Source organism: Baekduia sp. (genome assembly GCF_035685985.1).
Classification (GTDB): Bacteria; Actinomycetota; Thermoleophilia; order Solirubrobacterales; family Solirubrobacteraceae; genus Baekduia.
Genome location: NZ_DASRZV010000013.1, coordinates 181727 through 201176 on the forward strand (window position 1 = coordinate 181727; position 19450 = coordinate 201176).

The 19450-nt window shown below is 74.4% G+C and carries 16 protein-coding genes; 10 read left to right on the forward strand and 6 right to left on the reverse strand.

The window, feature by feature from the left end:
- The first annotated feature begins 2 nt into the window (after positions 1-2).
- The 3 genes from hydA to VFG42_RS06055 are packed head-to-tail and all read left to right on the forward strand — an operon-like array spanning position 3 to position 3657.
- On the forward strand, positions 3-1373 hold the full coding sequence (gene hydA, locus VFG42_RS06045) for a dihydropyrimidinase (protein WP_324906305.1): 1371 nt from the start codon (positions 3-5) through the stop codon (positions 1371-1373).
- Positions 1370-2626, forward strand: a complete 1257-nt coding sequence (locus VFG42_RS06050; RefSeq protein ID WP_324906307.1) for a Zn-dependent hydrolase — start codon at positions 1370-1372, stop codon at positions 2624-2626. Before hydA ends, VFG42_RS06050 begins: the two co-directional genes overlap by 4 nt.
- Complete coding sequence (locus VFG42_RS06055; RefSeq protein WP_324906309.1) at positions 2626-3657, forward strand: TIGR03842 family LLM class F420-dependent oxidoreductase; 1032 nt, start codon at positions 2626-2628, stop codon at positions 3655-3657. Before VFG42_RS06050 ends, VFG42_RS06055 begins: the two co-directional genes overlap by 1 nt.
- Position 3658: 1 nt before the next feature.
- Here VFG42_RS06055 and VFG42_RS06060 read toward each other — a convergent pair whose 3' ends face one another.
- From VFG42_RS06060 to VFG42_RS06070, 3 genes are read right to left on the reverse strand one after another with little or no spacing between them, the layout of a single operon-like run.
- Positions 3659-5596, reverse strand: coding sequence for a hypothetical protein (locus VFG42_RS06060; RefSeq protein ID WP_324906311.1), 1938 nt, complete (start codon positions 5594-5596; stop codon positions 3659-3661).
- A 60-nt stretch (positions 5597-5656) separates the two neighbouring features.
- Positions 5657-6982: a hypothetical protein gene (locus VFG42_RS06065; protein WP_324906313.1), complete on the reverse strand. Its 1326-nt coding sequence runs from the start codon at positions 6980-6982 to the stop codon at positions 5657-5659.
- 38 nt (positions 6983-7020) lie between these two features.
- The gene (locus VFG42_RS06070; protein WP_324906315.1) at positions 7021-7485 is read right to left on the reverse strand and encodes a hypothetical protein; all 465 of its coding nucleotides are present in this window, start codon (positions 7483-7485) and stop codon (positions 7021-7023) included.
- Positions 7486-7564: 79 nt separating this feature from the next.
- Here VFG42_RS06070 and dxr point away from each other — a divergent pair, with 79 nt between their 5' ends.
- Genes dxr through VFG42_RS06085 form a run of 3 tightly spaced genes read left to right on the forward strand, consistent with a single transcriptional unit; the run spans position 7565 to position 11629 of the window.
- Positions 7565-8716, forward strand: coding sequence for a 1-deoxy-D-xylulose-5-phosphate reductoisomerase (gene dxr / locus VFG42_RS06075; protein WP_324906317.1), 1152 nt, complete (start codon positions 7565-7567; stop codon positions 8714-8716).
- Entirely contained in the window at positions 8717-9799 is a 1083-nt protein-coding gene (locus VFG42_RS06080; protein WP_324906319.1) for a M50 family metallopeptidase, read from the forward strand.
- Positions 9800-9841: 42 nt separating this feature from the next.
- On the forward strand, positions 9842-11629 hold the full coding sequence (locus tag VFG42_RS06085; RefSeq protein WP_324906321.1) for an AMP-dependent synthetase/ligase: 1788 nt from the start codon (positions 9842-9844) through the stop codon (positions 11627-11629).
- A gap of 64 nt (positions 11630-11693) precedes the next feature.
- On the opposite strand, the gene VFG42_RS06090 is transcribed toward VFG42_RS06085, so the two are convergent.
- A complete protein-coding gene (locus tag VFG42_RS06090; RefSeq protein ID WP_414642331.1) occupies positions 11694-12542 on the reverse strand; it encodes a HugZ family protein in 849 nt (282 codons plus the stop codon).
- 5 nt (positions 12543-12547) lie between these two features.
- Positions 12548-13579, reverse strand: a complete 1032-nt coding sequence (locus VFG42_RS06095) for an HtaA domain-containing protein (RefSeq protein WP_324906325.1) — start codon at positions 13577-13579, stop codon at positions 12548-12550.
- A 132-nt stretch (positions 13580-13711) separates the two neighbouring features.
- Between VFG42_RS06095 and VFG42_RS06100 the strand changes: the two genes are divergently transcribed.
- From VFG42_RS06100 to VFG42_RS06115, 4 genes are read left to right on the forward strand one after another with little or no spacing between them, the layout of a single operon-like run.
- Positions 13712-14566: an ABC transporter substrate-binding protein gene (locus VFG42_RS06100; protein ID WP_324906327.1), complete on the forward strand. Its 855-nt coding sequence runs from the start codon at positions 13712-13714 to the stop codon at positions 14564-14566.
- Between the two features lie 4 nt (positions 14567-14570).
- Complete coding sequence (locus VFG42_RS06105) at positions 14571-15614, forward strand: iron ABC transporter permease (protein ID WP_324906329.1); 1044 nt, start codon at positions 14571-14573, stop codon at positions 15612-15614.
- A complete protein-coding gene (locus VFG42_RS06110) occupies positions 15614-16408 on the forward strand; it encodes an ABC transporter ATP-binding protein (RefSeq protein ID WP_324906331.1) in 795 nt (264 codons plus the stop codon). The genes VFG42_RS06105 and VFG42_RS06110 overlap by 1 nt, the downstream gene beginning before the upstream one ends.
- Positions 16405-17718, forward strand: a complete 1314-nt coding sequence (locus tag VFG42_RS06115; protein WP_324906333.1) for an HtaA domain-containing protein — start codon at positions 16405-16407, stop codon at positions 17716-17718. The genes VFG42_RS06110 and VFG42_RS06115 overlap by 4 nt, the downstream gene beginning before the upstream one ends.
- Before the next feature lie 19 nt (positions 17719-17737).
- Here the strand turns inward: VFG42_RS06115 and VFG42_RS06120 are convergent, their stop codons facing one another.
- Positions 17738-19375: a GGDEF domain-containing protein gene (locus VFG42_RS06120; RefSeq protein WP_324906335.1), complete on the reverse strand. Its 1638-nt coding sequence runs from the start codon at positions 19373-19375 to the stop codon at positions 17738-17740.
- Positions 19376-19450 lie beyond the last annotated feature (75 nt).

The following is a 19450-nucleotide window of genomic DNA, read 5'->3' on the forward strand; positions in this document are numbered from 1 at the left end:
GCATGAGCACAGTGCTGCGGGGCGGGAGGGTCGTCAGCGCGGACGGCGAGTACGACGCCGACGTGCTGATCAGCGGGGAGCGGATCGCGGCCGTCGGGGACGTCGCCCCGCCGGGCGACGCGACCGTGCTCGACGTCTCCGGCTGCTACGTGCTGCCGGGGCTGATCGACAACCACACGCACTTGAGCATGCCGTTCATGGGGATGATGAGCAGCGACGACTACAACACGGGCACGCAGGCCGCGGCGGCCGGCGGCGTCACGTGCCTCGTGGACTTCTCGATCCAGCGCGAGCCCGACCAGCTGCGCTCCGCGCTGGCCGAGTGGCAGGGGCGCGCCGAGGGCGCCGCGCACGTCGACTACGGCTTCCACATGGCGATCACCAACGCCAACGAGGCGACGATCGACGACATGGCGGCGATCGTCGAGGCGGGCGTCACGTCGTTCAAGCTGTTCATGGCCTACAAGGGCGAGCTGATGACGCGCGACGACGCGATGGTCGCCGTCCTGGAGCGCGCCCGCGACCTCGGCGCGCTGACGATGGTCCACTGCGAGAACGGCGACGTGGTCGACATCCTGGTCAAGCGCGCGCTGCACGCGAAGGAGACCGACGCGATCCACCACGCGCTCACGCGCCCGGAGTTCGTGGAGGCCGAGGCGACCTCGCGCGCCGCCCGGCTGAGCGAGTACACCGGCGCGCCGCTGTTCGTCGTCCACGTGACGTGCGAGCCGGCCGCGGCCGAGATCCAGGCCGCCCAGCAGCGCGGCGTCCCGGTCGCCGGCGAGACGTGCACGCAGTACCTCGTCAACACGATCGACGACCTGCGCAGCCCGGGCGTCGAGGGCTGCCGCTACATCTGCTCGCCGCCGCTGCGCGACGCGTCCAACCACGAGCCGCTGTGGGACTTCCTGCGCCGCGGCGTGCTGGAGTCGGTCTCGACCGACCACTGCCCGTTCACCGACGAGCAGAAGGCGCGGGGTCTCGACGACTTCAGCCTGGTGCCCAACGGGCTGCCGGTCATCCAGCACCGGCTGTCCAAGCTGTGGGACGAGGGCGTGGTCGCCGGGCGGATCACGCCGTCGCAGCTCGTGGACCGCTGCTCGACGACGATCGCGCGGCGGTTCGGGCTGGCGTCCAAGGGCGCGCTGGCGCCGGGCAAGGACGCCGACGTGGTGGTCTTCGACCCCGACGCGCCGCGCGACTACGGCACGCACACGTCGTTCATGAACGTGGACTACGACCTCTACGCGGGCGAGACCGCGTCGGGCTCGGTGCGCCACACGCTGTGCCGCGGGACCATGGTGTACGACCACGGCGAGATCGTCTCGTCGCCGGGGCACGGCCGGTTCGTCCGGCGGGAGGGGCAGGCGTGAACGTCGATGCCGACCGCGTGCTGGCCGACCTCCGCGAGCTGGCCGCGGCGTCGGGCGGCGAGCACGCGGGCGCCAAGCGCCTGGCGTGGTCGGCCGACTGGGTCGCGGCGCGCGACTGGCTGCTGGGCAAGCTCGCGGAGATCGACGGGCCGGTCGTCGAGCGCGACGAGGCCGGGAACCTGTGGGCGACGCTGGAGGGCGCCGGCGAGGCCGAGGGCTTCGTCATCGTCGGGTCGCACATCGACGCGGTGCCGTCGGGTGGCTGGCTGGACGGGTGCCTGGGGGTGGTGGCGGCCCTGGAGGTCCTGCGGGCGCTGGCCGCCGCGGACCCGCCGCCGGCGGTGACCGTCAAGCTGGTGGACTGGGCCGACGAGGAGGGCGCGCGCTTCGGGCGCTCGCTCGTGGGGTCCTCGGCGGTCGCCGGAACCCTCGACCCCGACGACGTCCGCGGCCTGCGGGATCCCGACGGCGTGACGCTGCAGGAGGCGATGGCGTCGGTCGGCGTCGACCTCGACGGCGCGCACGCGGCGCGGTCGCGGCTGGACGGCGCGCTGGCCTACGTCGAGCTGCACGTCGAGCAGGGCCCGGTGCTGCTGGACGCCGGGCGGCTGGCCGGCGCGGTCGCCGGGACGGTCGGCGACGAGCGCTACCTGGTCGCGTTCGGCGGCCAGGCCGCGCACGCGGGCTCGACGCCGATGCGGTTGCGGCGCGACACGCTGGCGGCGGCGGCCACGGCGGCGCTGGAGATCCGCGAGGTCGGGATCCGGCACGACGGCGTCACGACCGTCGGGGCGATCGCGTCGACACCCGCGGTCATCACCGCGGTCGCGGGGGAGAGCGAGATGATGCTCGACCTCCGCCACCTCGACGCCGACACGTTGGCCACCATGTTGGCCGAGTGCCTGGACGCCTGCGAGCGGGCCGCGGCGCGCTTCGACTGCACCGTGGAGGCGCGGCGCGTCTTCCGCGCGGCGCCGACGCCGTTTCACCCCGAGCTGGTCGCGATCGCGCGCGAGGCGACCGACGGCGGCGCGCCGATCCCGTCCGGTCCGCTGCACGACGCGACCGAGATCGGGCGCCTGGTGCCCACGGTCATGGTCTTCGCGCAGTCCGACCCGCCGATCAGCCACACCGAGGTGGAGGACTCGCCGCCCGAGGCGCTGCGGGCGGCGATCGCCGCCTACGGCGAGACGGTGGCCAAGACCATCGCGTTGGTCGCCGCCGGCGGCCTGCGCGGCGGGGTGAAGGCCTGATGGACTTCGGCGTGGTCCTGCAGACCGACCCGCCGGCGACGCGGGTCATCGACCTGGCCAAGCGCGCCGAGACCTACGGGTTCACGCACGCGTGGACGTTCGACTCCCACCTGCTGTGGGAGGAGCCCTACGTCATCTACAGCCGGATCCTCAACGAGACGCACAGGCTGATCGTCGGGCCGATGGTCACCAACCCGGCCACGCGCGACTGGACGGTGACCGCGTCGACGTTCGCGACGTTGAACGAGATGTACGGGAACCGGACGATCTGCGGCATGGGCCGCGGGGACTCCGCGGTGCGGGTCATCAACGGCGCGCCGGTCAAGCTCGCCGACATGAGGGCCTCGATCGAGGTCATCCGCGCCCTGGCCAACGGCGAGGAGGTCGAGCATCACGGCGCGCGGCTGCGGCTGCCGTGGGCGCCGGACTGCGCGCTGCCGATCTGGGTCGCCGCCTACGGCCCGCGCGCGCTGGCGCTGGCCGGCGAGGTCGGCGACGGCTTCATCCTGCAGCTGGCCGACCCGGCGATCGTCGCGTGGTCGATCGCCGCGGTGCGCGCGGCCGCCCAGGCCGCCGGCCGCGACCCGGACGCGATCGCCATGTGCGTCGCGGCGCCCGCCTACGTCACCGACGGCACCGACCTCGGCCTCGCCCACGGCCGCGACCAGTGCCGCTGGTTCGGCGGCATGGTCGGCAACCACGTCGCGGACATCGTCGCCCGCTACGGCGCCGACGGCGTCGCGGTCCCCGCGGCGCTGACCGACTACATCGAGAACCGGCAGGGCTACGACTACAACCAGCACGGCCGCGCCGGCAACGACCACGTCGCGTTCGTCCCCGACGACGTCATCGACCGCTTCTGCCTGATCGGCCCGCCCGAGGCCCACGTCGAGCGCCTCGAGGAGCTGCGCGCGCTCGGCGTCGACCAGTTCGCGCTGTACCTCCAGCACGACGACAAGGACGGCACGCTGCGGGCCTACGGGGAGAAGGTCGTCCCGGGCGTGACGACGCGGGCGGCGGCGAAGCGCTGACTCAGCGGCCGTCTGGAGAGAGGACGGTCCGATAGCCGCACTGCTCGCGTGCCGCAGGTAGCTGGAGCGCGCTCGAAAGGGTGCCGTCCACGCGCCGCCGCAGGAGCGTCCGGGGTGTCGCGTCGGCGGGCAGGACGACGACGCCGATGGCGGCGGCGTCCGACGTGCGCAACGCGGCGGGCAGCTTCAGCGTGCGACCGGCGACGGTGCGGCCGGACGCGGTGCGGACCGCGAGCCGGTCCGTCGTGTGGCGCAGGCCGCCGACCAGGACCAAGCGCCGGGGCGCGCAGACGACGGCCGCGGTGAACCAGGCGAACCCGAGCGGCTGGCACTGCGTGTCGACGTCGGCGCTGAGGACCGTCGCGCGGGTGTAGGCCTTGTCGGCGGCCGTCACGCCCGGAGCCAGCGCGGCGACGATCGGGCCCAGCCCCGGCGCGGCGTGGGCGAACAGGGTCCTGCGGTGCCGACGCGTCGGCGTCTCCAGGGCGTCGAGGTGGTCGAGTGCTCGGCCCGCGGCGTCCAGCAGCTGATAGCCGATCACGCGGCGCGCGCCGGGGACGTCGGCGGCGACCAGCGCGGTCGTCCCGGCGTACTGGCCGGTCACCGGCATCGGGACGACGTCGCGGTGCCCGCCGCCCTCCAGGGTGAGCCGCGCGAGCGCGACCCATGCCGGGACGAGGCCCACGACGTAGCGGCCGTTGGCGGTGGGCGTGGTGTCCAGCGTGACGTCGCTCGCGTCGGTCGGTGGGATCGCGCACCCCGCCGGCGGACGCGGCGCGCGGTCGATCGCGACGCACAGCCGCTCGCCGACGTCGGCGAGGTGCGGGGTGTGCGGGCCCGCGCCGAGCTGGCCGGAGCCGACGAGGCCGACCGCGTAGGTGATGATGGACGAGGCGGCACCCAAACATCCGCCGCGCTCCGGGTAGGCCGGCGCAGCGCCGTAGGGCAGGCGGTCGACCAGGCGGCCGTCGGCGCCCAGCCCGTCGACCCGCCGGATCGCGATCCCGGCGCCGAGGACCAGCACGCCCGCGCGCAGACCGTCGGCGTCGCCGGGCACGACGCTCAGCGGCACCGTGCGGCGACGGCCTGCGCCGTCGAGCACGACCACGCGGTGCACCGCTCGGCGCGCGAGGACCGACACGTAGGCGTCGATCGGCGAGCAGGCCTTGCCGAGGTCGACGAGCACCTGCTCGGCGTCGCGTCCCGGCTGATCGCACAGCTCGCCGCCGGTGCGACCGGCCGCGAACGTCGCGCAGGCCAGCGCCGCGCGGCGCTCCGGCACCAGCGGCGTCCCGACGATCGGATGGCCCAAGCGCGTGCGCAGCGTCCACGAGGTGCCGTGGAACGTGCCGCGCCGCAGCACCGGTCCTGGCCCCGGCCGCGGAACGTACCTGGTGGTCGAGGCGTGCTCGCGCGGGTCGGCGGGATCGAGCGCGCGCTGGACCGTCTCGAAGGTGTCGAGCAGCGCCAGCTCGTCGATCGCCAACGGCGAGGGAGCGGTCAGCACGTAGAAGCGCAGCGCGGCGGCGGGGCCGGGCAGCGGCGCGGCCCGGGTCGCGACGCGGGCGACGACCGCGCCGGCCTGGCGCAGCTGGACGACGGCGGTGGCGGCGCCGACCACGGCGATCTCGACGTAGCGCCCGTCGTCGTCGCGGACGACGATGACCCGCCGGCCGAAGGGGCCGAGGACGGGCGCGGCGTCGAGGCAGTCGCCGCCGTCGGGCGTCAGCGTCGTCGGCCTCGGGGCGCCGACGTCGTGGAACGCGGCGCAGAGGCGTTGGCCGTCGGCGAAGACGATCGCCTCCTGGCCGCTGTCCCACCAGCCGGGGATCGTCGGCGCATCGGCGGGGATCGGGATCACGCCGGTCTGGGCGCGGGCCGCCGCGGGCAGGAGCGCGCAGATCGCCGCGACGACGAGGACCAAGCACCGATGGAGCACGCTGCGCAATCTAGCTTCCGTCGCGGACGCCACCGTCCGTCCGTCCAGCTGTGGGCGGCGTCAGGAGAGGACGTCGGAGAGGAAGCCCGGCAGGTCGTCGTAGCCGCACTGCCGCGCCGCGGGCGGCAGGCCGATCGCCAAGCGCCGAGACGCGCGACCGCGGATGATCGCCGAGGCGAGGCCTTCGTCCGGGCGGAGCGTCGCCAAGGCGTAGTACCTGCCAGCCAACGCCCCGGCGGCCGCGGGGAGGCGCGCCGTCCGGGCCGTCACCTCGCGCCCGTCGGTCGTCCGCAGGACGAGCCGGTCGCCGCGGCGCGCAAGCACCGCGCTGACCAGGATCCGGCGCGGGGCGCAAGGCACGTGGACGGTGATGCTGTGGGCCCCGGTCGTGGTGGCGAAGCCGCCGCCGTCGCAACGCGCCGCGTCGCTGATCGCGCGGAATCCGATGCACGTCGCCCGGTAGTCGCCGCTGCGCACCGCGGAGGCGTGGACGGCGGGCACGCCTCCGGCGGCGGGCAGGACGGTCACGTCCGGGCCGTAGCTCACCTCGAAGCCGGCGTCGCCGTTGAGCACCCGGCCGCGGTCGTCCAGCAGCTCGATCCGGTCGACGGTGCGCGGGCCCGGCAGGTCCGCGGCGATCTGGCGCAGCGCGCCCGCGTAGATGCCGGCGTAGCCGGTCAGCGGCCCGGCCGCGAACGTCTGCGTGGTGCGGTCGTGCAGCGTCACGCGCGCGGCGGCGATCTCGGCCGGCACGACGCCGAAGAGGAAGCGTCCGGTGGCCGTCTTGTGCGTCGAGACGTACGTCACCGCCGGGTCGGTCGGCGGCAGCGCGCAGTCGTCGGGGATGCGCAGCGGGCGGTCGATCGCGTCGCACAGCTGCACGCCGTGGTCGGCGAAGCGTGCGACGAGCAGCGCGCCGGCGCGCGCGCCCGCGCCGAAGGGCGACAGCGCCACCGTCCGGCGCGCGCCGTCACCGGTGACCACCACGACGCGCCGGACCGCCGCCGCGACCAGGACCACGACGTGCGCGCCGACCTCGCAGTCGCTGCCGGGGTCGGCGAGCAGCGGCGTCCGCTCGTCGAGCGAGCCGGTGCACGGCCCGCCGTTGGACGCGCCGCCGTTGCGGGAGCGCACGACGAACACGAGGCAGCGCTGCGTGACGCGGCGCTCGGGCTCCAGCGGGGTCGCCGCGAGGTCGTTGGCGGTCGTGCCGCGCAGCTGCCAGGTCGCCGTGCCGACGCGTCCGCGGCGCACGAGCGTGCCCGCCTCGTCGAACGGGTCGCCGCTGAGGCCGCCGACCCGGAACCAGGTCGGGTCGTAGGCGCGCCGCACCACGCCGCCGGCGTCGGCCAGCGCGACCTCGTCGACCCGGGCGGTGGACGGCACCTCGGCCGCCCAGAAGCGCAGCCCGGCGGCCGGCCCGGTCAGCGGGGACGGCGTGGTGGAGACCTGCCCGGCGACGGCGCGCCGGCCTTGAACAGCACGGATCCCGTGTCCTCGCCCGCGACGCCCCAGACCAACGATCGCGCGGACGCCGGGTCGTCCGGTCGGAAGGCGCCGAGCGCGGCGCCGCCGAAGCGGGCCAGGACGGGCGTCGCGTCACAGCCGCCCGGCGCGACGTCCTCCTCGCCGGGGAGGCCGGTGAAGCTCGCGGCCCGGGTCGGCCGCGGTGTCCCGGGCCGCTGGAGCGCGGTGCACGTCGAGCCGCCGTGGACCCAGGCCAGCACCATGGCGCCCGAGGACGTCGTGGCGACGGCCGGCGCGTCGGCGGGGACGGTGACGGCGCGGTTGTCGGGGGCGGCCGCGCCGGCGGGGGCGGCGAGCGCGAACAGGGCGAGGACGGGCAGCAGCGCGCTGAGCGCGCCGCGACGACTGGACCGGTGCGACACGCTGCGCGACGCTACGCCGGAGACCGGTCGCGTCCACTCTTGAGGAGGTGTTGAGGATCGCGCAGCTACCCTCCAGCCAATGCCCCGCCGTCTTCTCGTGCTCGGGTCGACCGGGTCGATCGGGACCCAGGCGCTCGACGTGGTCTCGCGGACCGACGATCTGGAGATCGTCGGCCTGAGCGCCGCGCGCTCCTGGGAGCCCCTGGTCCAGCAGGCCATCGACCACGGCGTGCGCCGGATCGCGCTCGCCGACGAGGACGCGGCCGCGCGCGCCGCCGAGGCGTGGACCGACGGCGAGGTGCTCGTCGGCGCGCAGGGGCTCGTGCAGCTCGTGATGGAGTCGGGCGCCGACCTCGTGCTCAACGCGCTCGTCGGCTCGGCGGGCCTCGGCCCGACCGTCACGGCGCTGGGCGAGGGCATCGACCTCGCGCTGGCCAACAAGGAGTCCCTGGTCGTCGGCGGCGAGCTGGTCACGCAGCTCGCGGAGGCCACCGGGGCGCGGCTGCTGCCGGTCGACTCCGAGCACGCCGCGCTGCACCACCTCCTGCAGGGCGTCCCCGCGGGCGCGCTGGAGCGGATCACGATCACCGCGTCCGGCGGCCCGTTCCGCGGGCGCACGCGCGCGGAGCTGGCCGACGTCACCGTCGACGAGGCGCTCGCGCACCCGACGTGGTCGATGGGCGGCAAGATCACCATCGACTCGGCCACGTTGATGAACAAGGGCCTGGAGGTCATGGAGGCCCATCACCTCTTCGGCGTCGACTACGACCGCATCGGCGTCGTCGTCCACCCCCAGTCGATCGTCCACGCGACCGTCGAGACCGCCGACGGCGCCCAGCTCGCGCACCTCGGGCTGCCCGACATGCGCATCGCGATCGCCTACGCCCTGCACCACCCCGAGATCGTGCCGCTGCCCACGCGCCGGCTCGACCTCGCCGCCCTGGGCTCGCTGACCTTCGAGGAGGTCGACCGCGACGCGTTCCCGTGCCTGGACCTCTGCCTGCAGGCCGCGCGCGCGGGCGGCACCGCGCCGTGCGTGCTCAACGCCGCCAACGAGGTCGCCGTGCACGCGTTCATGAGCGGCCGCCTCGCGTTCACCGGCATCGCCGAGGTCATCGACGCCACGCTGCAGGCGATGCCCGGCGGCCCCGTCCACGCCTTCGACTCGCTGTTCGAGGCCGACCGCGAGGCGCGCGAGATCGCCGCCGAGCAGATCGGGGCGCGCGCCTAGATGAGCTGGTTCCTCGCCGCCCTCGGCTTCATCGTCCTGATCATCCTGCACGAGCTGGGCCACTTCACCGCGGCCAAGCTGGTGGGGATGCGCGTCGAGCGCTTCTCGCTGTTCTTCCCGCCGCTGCTCGGCAAGATCAAGAAGGGCGAGACCGAGTACGCGATCGGGGCGATCCCGGCCGGCGGCTACGTGAAGATCACCGGGATGAACCCGACGGAGGAGATCCCGCCGGAGCACGCCGACCGCGCCTACTACCGCCAGCCGGTCTGGAAGCGCGTCGTCGTCATCGCGGCGGGCCCGTTCGTCAACGTCGTGGTGGCCTTCGCGATCCTCTTCGGCCTGTTCGCCTTCAAGGGCCAGGTCGTCGCGAGCGACCACGTCTACGGCGTGCAGAAGGACTCCGCCGCCCAGGGCGTGCTGAAGCCCGGCGACAAGATCGTCTCGGTCGACGGCGTCGGCGGCGGCCCCGCGGACTTCCGCAAGCAGATCGGCACGCACACCTGCGCCGACGACGCGAGGACCGACGGCTGCGTCGCCGCCACCGCGGCGAAGGTGGTCGTGGTCCGCGACGGCCGGCAGCAGACCGTCGAGGTCCGCCCGCGCTACGACACCGCCGCCGGGCGCATGCTGATCGGCTTCACGTTCGACAACGCCTACGACCGGCTCGGGCCGGCCGACGCCGCGAGCCGCTCGGTCACCGGCATGTGGAACGTGACCAAGGGCACGGTCTCGGCGATCACCAAGATCTTCTACAGCAGCGAGGCCCGCAAGAACGTCTCCGGCATCGTCGGCTCCTACGAGACGACGCGCGAGTCCTTCAAGGCCGACGACATCGTCCTGTCGCTCCAGATCCTGGCCATCATCTCGCTCTCGCTCGCGATCGTGAACCTGTTCCCCTTCCTTCCGCTGGACGGGGGGCATATCTTCTGGGCGCTGGCGGAGAAGGTGCGAGGGCGCCCGATCCCGTTCCGCGTCATGGAGCAGGCCAGCTATGTGGGGTTCGTGTTGGTGATCATGCTCTTCGCGGTCGGGCTCACCAACGACATCAACCGGCTTGCAGGACCCGGGTTCGGCGTGAAGTAGCGCCCGGCCCGGGCAGGGCCACCCGAAGAGGAGAGGGTCGAAGTGGAGAGCAGCACCGCACCGACGCGCGGGGTGGACGCCGCGACGATCGCGCAGGCGTTCCGGATCACGGCGGCGCAACGGGCCGACGAGGTCGCGGTCCGCACCAAGGGCGACGAGGTCTCGTGGACGTGGGCCCAACTGCGCGAGCGGGTCGACCGCCTCGCCGGCGGCCTGCACGACCTCGGACTGCGCAAGGGCGACACGATCGCCCTGCTGCTGGGCAACCGGCCCGAGTTCCACCTCGCGGACCTCGCGGCGATGATGGTCGGGGCGACGCCGTTCTCGATCTACATGACCTACGCGCCCAACCAGATCGAGTACGTGGTCTCGGACGCCGGCGCGCGGATCCTCATCACCGAGCAGGCCTACCTGGCCAACGTCCTGGAGGCGCGGAAGGCCCTGCCGGACCTGGAGCACGTGATCGTCGTCGACGGCGAGCCGCCCGAGGGCACGCTGGCGCTGGCCGACGTCGCCTCCGACGGCTTCGACGTCGAGGCCTCGATCGCCCGGCTGCACGGCGACGACGTGCTGACGCTGATCTACACGTCGGGCACGACCGGCCCGCCGAAGGGCGTGGAGCTGGCGCACCGCAACCTGCTGACCGCGGTCTCGGGCATCGAGGAGATCGTCGAGTTCCCCGAGGGCGCGCGCGTGATCTCGTGGCTGCCCAACGCGCACATCGCCGAGCGCGCCGCGCACCACTACCTGCCGATCGTCTTCGGCTTCACGGTCACCTGCTGCCCGAACCCGCGCGAGATCGTGTCGTTCCTGCCCGAGGTCCGGCCGCACTGGTTCTTCGCCGTGCCGCGGATCTGGGAGAAGCTCAAGGCCGGCCTGGAGGCGATGGTCGCCTCCCAGCCCGACGAGCAGCGCGAGAAGGCGCAGGCGGCGCTGGCCGCGGCGCGCGAGAAGGTCCGGCTCGAGCAGGCCGGCGAGCCGGTGCCCGAGGAGCTGGCCGCGGCGGTCGCGCGGGCCGACGCCGAGATGTTCAGCGGCCTGCGGTCGATGCTCGGCCTCGACCAGGTCGTGGCGATCAACGTCGGCGCCGCGCCGACGCCGGTCGAGGTCCTGGAGTTCTTCCACGCCATCGGCCTGCCGCTGGCCGAGCTGTGGGGGATGAGCGAGACCTGCGGCGGCGGCGCGGTCAACCCGCCCGGCAAGATCAAGATCGGCACGGTCGGCCCGGCCACGCCCGGCGCCGAGCTGAGGATCGCCGACGACGGCGAGCTGCTGATGCGCTCCGGCATGGTGATGCTCGGCTACCGCGGGCTGCCGGACAAGACCGCCGAGGCGATCGACGCCGACGGCTGGCTGCACACCGGCGACATCGCGACGATGGACGAGGACGGCTACGTCAAGATCGTCGACCGCAAGAAGGAGATCATCATCAACGCCGCGGGCAAGAACATGTCCCCGGCGAACATCGAGGCGACCCTGAAGTCCGCTTCGCCGCTGATCGGCAACGCGGTCTGCATCGGCGACGCCAAGCCCTACAACACGGCGCTGATCGTCCTGGACGCGGACTTCGCGCCCGCGTGGGCGGCGCAGAACGGCATCGAGGACCCGTCCCTGGAGACGCTGGCCCACGACGACCGCGTCCGCGCGGCGATCCAGGAGGGCGTCGACGCCGCCAACGCCAAGCTCGCCCGCGTCGAGCAGATCAAGAAGTTCACGATCGTCGAGGGCGACTGGCTGCCCGGCGGCGACGAGCTGACGCCGACGATGAAGCTCAAGCGCAAGCCGATCGCCGAGAAGTACGAGGCGACGATCGGCGACATGTACGCCTAGGCCGGGAGGGGACGCGAGGGGCGGCGCTGTCGTCCGCCGCCCCTCGTCCCCCTCTTCCGCGGTGCTAGCTCGCGTCGTCGGAGCTGAGCGCCGCGCGCGAGCGCTTCGCCAGCTCGACCGTGGCCTGGCGCAGGCCGACCGGGTCGTCGCCGACCGGCTCGGCGAAGCCGACGCGGGCCGTCGCGGAGCCGCGCGGCGTCTTGACCTGGAGGTCGAGGCCGTAGCGGTCGGCGCCCGTGCACTCGGCCGCGGTCGCGTCCGGGTAGCCGCCGAAGGCCTGCGCCATCGCCAGCAGCGCGTCGGCGTGGTCCTCGTTGAGGTGCTTGACCGCGCCGATCGGCTTGCCGACCGGATCGGCCTCCGCGTTGGCGTAGGCCTCGGCGTCGGCCGAGTCCATGCGGCCGTAGCCGCCGACCCAGCGCACGCGCTCGACCTTCAACACGTACAACGAGAAGTCCGTGAAGTCGGCGTAGTACTTCGCGTTCGGCACGGCCTTCAGGTACGCGGCGCGGGCCCGGGCCTCGTCGTCGCCCTCGGGCGAGACGACGCGGCCGGCGATCGTGACGCGGCCGTTGGCCAGCGGGTCGGTGCCCGACGGCGTCTCGGCCACGACCAGGCTCGCGCGCTGGTCGCGCTTGAGGTTGCGGCCGTGCTCGGCCATCGTCGAGACGAAGAGGATCGGCGAGCCGTCCTCCAGCGACGCGTAGCTGACCAGCGACGCCCAGGGGCCGCCGTCGTCGCTCAGCGTCGCGAGCGTGCCCACGGCGGTCTGGGCGACGAGCGTGCGGGCCTCCTCGCCGGCGGTGCGCCGGCGGGTCGGCGGGACGTCGCTCAGCGGCGGGGGCGGGGGCGGCGGGGCCGCCGCGGCGGCGCCCTCCTTCACCTGGTGGTCGCCGAGCGGGATGGCGGAGATGTCGCTCACGAGGGGATGCTCACGGTCTTGGAGGACTTGGCGCCGGTCACCTTGACCTTGACCTTGCCGGACAGGGACGTCACCTTGCTGGCCAGCGTCACCTTGAGGACGCGGCCCTTCAGCGTGCCGGACGCCAGCTTCTTGTTCTTGGTCGAGTAGACGGTGACCTTGCGGCTCGCCGAGCCCTTGTACGGGGCCTTGGCCAGCACGGCCTGGACCGTGCGGATCGTCGTCGAGGCGCCGTCCTTGCCGTTGGCCCCCGCGGCGCCGGGAGCGCCCGCGGCGCCGGTGGCGCCCGTGGCGCCGGTCGCACCCGTCGCGCCGGCGTCGCCCTTCGGGCCCTGGTCTCCGCCGTTGGTCTTCACCGTCAGCGAGAAGGAGCCGAACGTGTTCGGCGAGCGGTCGGGGCCGGCGCCGACCGCGTAGTTGTTGGGGAACGCGGTCTTGGCGGTCGCGATGCTCGGGACGATCGGGCCGATGACGCGCGAGCCGTCGGCCTTGATCGTCACCGACGCGTCGCTGAGGTCGAGGTCGAACAGCGGCGCGCTGCGGTCATAGGTGCCCGAGTCGGTGCTGCCCTTGCCCGAGGCGTACAGCTCGCCGCTGAGGCCGTCGAGCACGAGCTGCGGCTGCTCGATCGAGATGTCGAAGCCGTGGCCGTCGGGCGGCGGGGGCGCGACGAACGACAGGCCGCCGTCGAGCTCGATGGTGCCCGTGCCGTCGGTCGCGTCGTAGCTGCCCGAGGTGGAGGGGAACGAGGTGGTGTAGAAGACGCTCGCGCCCTTGGGGCTGTCGGGCGTGACGGTGTCGCCGGTGGCGGGGGCGATCGGCGTCGCGGTGCCGAGCGCGTTGAGCGGGGCCTTGCTCGTCGCGTAGCCGAGCCACGTCTTGGAGCCGGCCAGGTCGTACACGTTGGCCTGCGTCCAGTCGAGGTGCGCGCTGGTGACCGTGCCCGCCTGGGCGGCGGCCGGCAACGCGGCGGCGCCGGCCGCGAGCGCGGCGATCGCCAGGAGGCGCGGGGTGGTGGTGGAGGTCAAGGGAGGTCCTTTCCGGAAAACGACAGCCCGCCGGTCTGGATGGGAACCGGAGGCTTAGGGGGCCCTACGAACTGTTAGGGTGGCCGAACATACCCGATTCCGGCCTCGCTCGTTAGGCCCCCCTAAACTCCCATGCCCCGCACGCTCACCGCCTCCCTTCTCGCTCTCACGCTCGTCGCCGTCCCCGCCGCGGCGCAGGCCAAGACCTACAAGCGCGTCGCCGCGCTCACGCCGTTCACCGCCAACACGCTGGCCGAGCTGGGCGTCCGGCCCGTCGCCATCGGCCAGACGCTCGGCGGCCAGGACCGCCTCGACCCCCGCCTCAAGGGCGTGCCGACGCTCGCGCTGTCGCACCCCAGCGGCCCCAACCTCGAGCAGCTCGCGGTCCGCAACCCGCAGCTCGTGCTGTCGGCGCCGATCTGGAAGAAGGGCGAGGCGGGCATGAAGCGCCTCGGGATGAAGGTCGCCTACAGCGACCCGCGCTCGGCCCACGACCTCATCGACGACACCAAGACGATCGGCGCCCTGGTCGGGAAGTCGTCGGCCGCCGCGCGCCTGGCGGCCCGCCAGCAGGCGGCGATCCGGTCGGCGTCCGCGGGCGTCAGGAAGCACCCGACGGTCCTGCTGATCATGGGCGTCGGCCGCACCTCCTACGCGATGCTCGCCAACTCGTGGGGCGGGGACATCGTGCGGCGCGCCGGCGGCCGCCTGCTCACCGGCGGGCTGACGGCGTCCGGCGGCTACGCCCGGATCTCCGACGAGGCCGTCGTCCAGCGCAACCCCGACGTGATCATCGCCGTCCCGCACGGCGCCCCGTCCTCGATCCCGTCGTTGGCCAAGTACCTGGCCAACAAGGCGGGGTGGAAGAAGACCAAGGCCGCGCGCCACAAGAAGGTCTTCGTCGCGACCGGCAACTCGTTGCTGCAGGCCTACACCGACCCGGGTCGGATCATCACCGACGTCCGCAAGAAGTTCCTTGGGAACTGATGCCGTGAGCGCTGTCGCCGCGCCCACGGCCCGGACGGCGACCGCCCCCGCGCGCCGCCGCGCGGCGCTGCGGCAGACGGCGGTCGTGGCGATCGCGGCCGTCGTGCTCCTCGTCGCGGCCGCGCTGTCGCTGACGCTCGGCGCCGTCCACGTCCCGCTGCACGACGTGATCGACGCGCTCACCGGGCGCGCCGAGGACGGGCCGCTGCGTGAGATCGTCGTGTCGCTGCGCGTGCCGCGGATGGTCGAGGCGATCGTCGTCGGCGCCGCGCTCGGCGTCGCCGGCGTGCTGCTGCAGGGCGCGCTGGGCAACCCCTTGGCCTCGCCCGACATCGTCGGCGTCACCGGCGGCGCGAGCTTCGGCGCGATCCTCGTGCTGCTCGCGTTCCCCAGCGCCGTGGCGCTGCTGCCGGTCGGCGCGCTGGTCTTCGGCGTGCTCGCCGGCGCGATCGTGCTGATGATCGCGTGGAGCGGCGCGAACGCGGGCGCGACGAGCCGGCTGATCCTCGCCGGCATCGCGGTCGCCGCGCTGTTCAACGCGGGCACGACGTCGTTGATGGTGGCCTTCAGCGACCGCGTCCAGTCCGCCGTGCTGTGGATGGCCGGCGGGCTGTCGTCGGACGGCTGGTCGGACATGGAGGTCGCGTGGCCGTACTTCGTCGTCGGCTTCCTCGGCGCCGTGGTCCTGGCCCGGCCGCTGGACCGCCTGGCGCTGGGCGACGACGTGGCCGAGTCGCTCGGCGCGCACCCCAAGCGGATCCGCCTGGCCGCGGTGATCGCCGCGACGCTGCTGGCGTCCGCCGCCGCGGCGCTCGTCGGCCTGTTGTCGTTCTTGGGCCTCGTCATCCCGCACCTGGTCCGCCTCGCGGGCGGGACCGCGTCGCATCGCTTCGTGATGGGCGCCTCGGCGCTGGTCGGCGCCGCGCTGCTGCTGGTGGGCGACACGCTCGCGCGCGTCGTGCTCGCGCCGATCGAGCTGCCCGTCGGGCCGTTCATGGTGGTGTTGGGCGTGCCGGTGTTCCTGTGGCTGCTGCGGGGAGCCCACTGATGCTCGCCGTCCACGACGCGGTCGTGAAGCTCGGCGGCGTCGAGATCCTGCACGGCGCCCACCTCGCCGCCGCGCCGGGCCGCCTGGTCGCGGTCGTCGGGCCCAACGGCGCCGGGAAGTCGACGCTCGTGCGCGCCGCGGCCGGGATCCAGAAGCTCGAGTCCGGCACGGTGCGGTGGGACGGAGTGGACGTCGCCGCGCTGCGCGGGCGCAAGCTCGCCAAGCTGCGCGCGTTCGTGCCCCAGCGGGCGCGCGTCCCCGACGGCGTGCGCGTCCACGAGGCGGTCGCGATCGGCCGCGCGCCGCACCTCGGCCCGCTTTCGCGCCCGACGCGCGCCGACCACGACGCCGTGGAGCGCGCGATGGGGCGGGCCGGCGTCCTCGCGTTCGCCGACCGCCGCCTGAACACGCTCTCCGGCGGCGAGCTGCAGCGCGTGCAGGTCGCGGTCGCGCTCGCGCAGGAGGCGCCCGCGCTGCTGGCCGACGAGCCGACCTCCGCGCTGGACCTCGGCGCCACCTCGACGATGGCCCGCCTGCTGCGCGGCCTGGCCGACGACGGCCTGACGGTCGTGCTCGTCGTCCACGACCTCGCGCTGGCCGCCGCCGTCGCCGACGAGGTCGTCGTCGTCTCGCACGGGCGCACGGTCGCCGCCGGGCCGCCCGACACCGTCCTCACCGAGTCCCTGCTGGCCGAGGTCTGGCAGGTCGACGCGTCGCTGGCCGGCGGCGCGCTGCACGTCGACTGGCTCGGCCGCACGCCTGGCCGCACCCCCACGAAGGAGCCCCTCGCATGACCCGTCGTCTCCCCGTCCTCGCCACCCTCGCCGTCGCGGCGGGCGCCGGCGCCGTCGCCGTGCCGTCGGCGGCGAGCGCCGCGTCCGGCACGTCGGCGCTGACGCTCAAGGGCGCCGCGGCGTCGTCGCTGTCGCGGGCGGGCGTCAAGGTCTCGGCGGTCGCGCCGGCCCGCGCCAAGGGCAAGACCATCACCTTCCCGGTCAAGGCCGTGACCGTGGGCTCGTCCGCGTCGCTGGGCCACTCCGGGGCGATCCGCTTCAAGAAGGGCTCGCGCACGCTGACGCTGAAGGCCCCGGCGCTGCGGCTGGCCGGCAGCGGCTCGCGGCTGACCGCCAAGGTCGGGAGCAAGACCACCACGATCCTCACGATCGACGCCAAGAAGCGCTCGCTGAACGGCACGGCCGGGACCGTCGCGCTGAAGGCCGGCTCGGTGAAGCTGACCGCCGCGGGCGCCGCGGCGATCCGGCGCGCGCTCAAGCTGAAGGCCTTGAAGGGCGGGACGCTCGGGACGCTGACCGTCGACGCGTCGCGCGGCGGCTCCGGCACGACCGGCGGCGGGTCGGGCGGCAGCGGCAGTGGCAGCGGCGGCGGCACGGGGACGACGGGCGGCTCCGGCTCCGGCTCCGGCTCCACCGGCGGCGGCTCGACGGGCGGTGGGTCGACGGGCGGCGGCGGCTCCACGGGCGGCGGCTCGACCGGCGGCGGCTCGACCGGCGGCAACACCAAGACCTGCACCAGCGGGCCCGTCGTCACCGCTCCGGGCGGGCCGAACGCGCTGACCGCGCCGCCGACCTCGGTCGCCGTCGCCGCCGGCTCGATCACCTGGCACGTGCGCGACTCGTTCATCCAGTACATCAACGCCGGCGAGGGCACCGCGGTCGCCAACGGCGCCACCGCCGATCCGGCGACCACGCAGCCGGGCAGCAGCGCGTCGCTGGTCTACCAGTTCCACTTCCCGTTCCAGGGCGGCTGGTATGACCCGGCCAGCGGCGCCACGCGCCTGACGTACGCGGGCACGGTGCTGTTCTGCTACGCCGGCCACGGGATCAAGCTGACGGCGTCCAACCCGGAGATCGAGATCACGGCCTCGGGCTCGCGCGCGGTCTTCACCACCGGCAACGTCGGCACCGCGGACAAGCGCGGCGTGCTCGTCAACCTGGAGAACGTGGCGCGCGCCGACGCCGGGACGACCCACACCTGGAGCCAGATGCCGGGCAAGATCCCCACCGACGTCGGCGACTCGACGTTCGCGGGCTACTACGCCGCGGGCGACCCGTTCGGCTGGATCACGGTGAGCGGGACGGAGTAGCCCCGCCCGCCGGGCCGGCCTACGGCCAGCCCGCGCCGGGCGTGGCGAGCCTCGCGGCGTCGCGCCCGGCGGCCTTGGCCTCGTACATCGCGCGGTCGGCCGCCTGCAGCAGCGCCTCGGCGCTGCGGTCGGGGCGGTCGGGCAGCGCGACGCCGATCGACGCCGTGACCTGCGCGACGCCCGCGGCCAGCGGGATCGGCTCGGCCAGCAGCATGCGCAGGCGCTCGGCGATGTCCATCGCCTCGTCGGCCGACGCGACGTCCTCGCAGAGGGCGACGAACTCGTCGCCGCCGAAGCGCGCGACGGTGTCGCCGGGACGCAGGTCCTCGTCGATCCGGGCCGCGGTCACGCGCAGCAGCTCGTCGCCGGCGTTGTGGCCGAGCGTGTCGTTGGCGTGCTGGAAGTTGTCCAGGTCGATGAACAGCACCGCGACGGTCTCCTCGGCGCGCTTGACGCGCTGCAGCGCGTGGCGCAGGCGGTCGGCGAGCTTCGGGCGCGTCATCAGGCCGGTCAGCGGGTCCTGCTCGTGGAACGGCGCCGGGAGGATCTCCGGACCGGCGTCGCCGGTGAGCGCGGCGGCGGCGTGGTCGGCCAGCAGGCGCAGCGCCTGGAGCGTCTCACGGTCGGGCAGCAGGCGGTCGCCGGGATCGTCGGCCCAGAGGACGCCGATCAGCACGCCGGCCTCGTCGCGCAGCGCGGCCAGCAGCCAGTGGCGCTCCCACGCGTACGGGCCGCGGCCGTTGGTCTGCGAGCGGTAGATCGTCGTCTGCAGGTGCAGCGTCGCCTCGGCGTCGTCGCGGGCGATCAGGTGGCAGCCGTGGCGCTCGTGGGCGGGCTGCAGGATCGGCTCCAGCTGCGCGGGCGTGAAGGCGGCGTGCGAGAAGACCGGGTCGTGCAGCGTCCAGCCCGCGGTGGCGACGGGGCGCAGCAGGCCGCCCTGCTCGGCGTGCAGGACCGCGACGCGGCCGAAGCCGAGCGTCTCGCGGACGGCGGCGCCGACGGCCTCCAGCGTCTGGGCGCGGCCGCGCGCCTGGCCGGTGCGGGCCGACAGCGTCAGCAGGCGGTCCATCGCGGCGCGGTGGCGGGCGCCGCGCTCGGCGCTGCCGGCCTGCTCGACGGCCAGGCCGGCCAGCTCGGTCAGCGCGACGAGGCGGTCGCGGTCGGCGTCGGTCGGCCGCAGGCCGCTCAGCGGCTCGTCGACCGAGACGATCCCGAGCACGTCGCCGTTGCCGCGGCGCATGACGGCCAGCAGCAGGTCGTCCGGATCCCACTGGTCGTCGGCCTGCGACGGCGCGCCGTCGGGCCGGTACATCGGCAGGCCGCCGGGACGGTCGGCCAGCGATCCCGCCGGGATGTGGTGCGTGCCGCGGCGCTCGAAGCGCGACGCGAGGTACGGCGCCCACTGCTCCCACGTGGAGGCCTTGCCGAGCAGCGCGCGCCGCGCCTCCTCGCTGCCGTGGACGGTCGTGGCCTCGAAGTCGTCCCACGCCGGCCGATGCAGGTTGATCGCGACGCTGCGGTAGCCCAGCGCCTGCGCGATCAGCTCCGCGATGCGGTCCAACGCGATCGTGAGGTCGTCACGAGACCGGACGCCACGGGCGGCGCTCAGCGCATCGCGCAGCGTGGCGATCAAGGAGAGGTCGGGGGAGTCGGACACGCTTGTCTCGGTTAACGGCCTTTGCGGGCTTCGGCTTGAGGCGAGCCTCCGGGCGCTCGCAGAGGATGCGGGTCA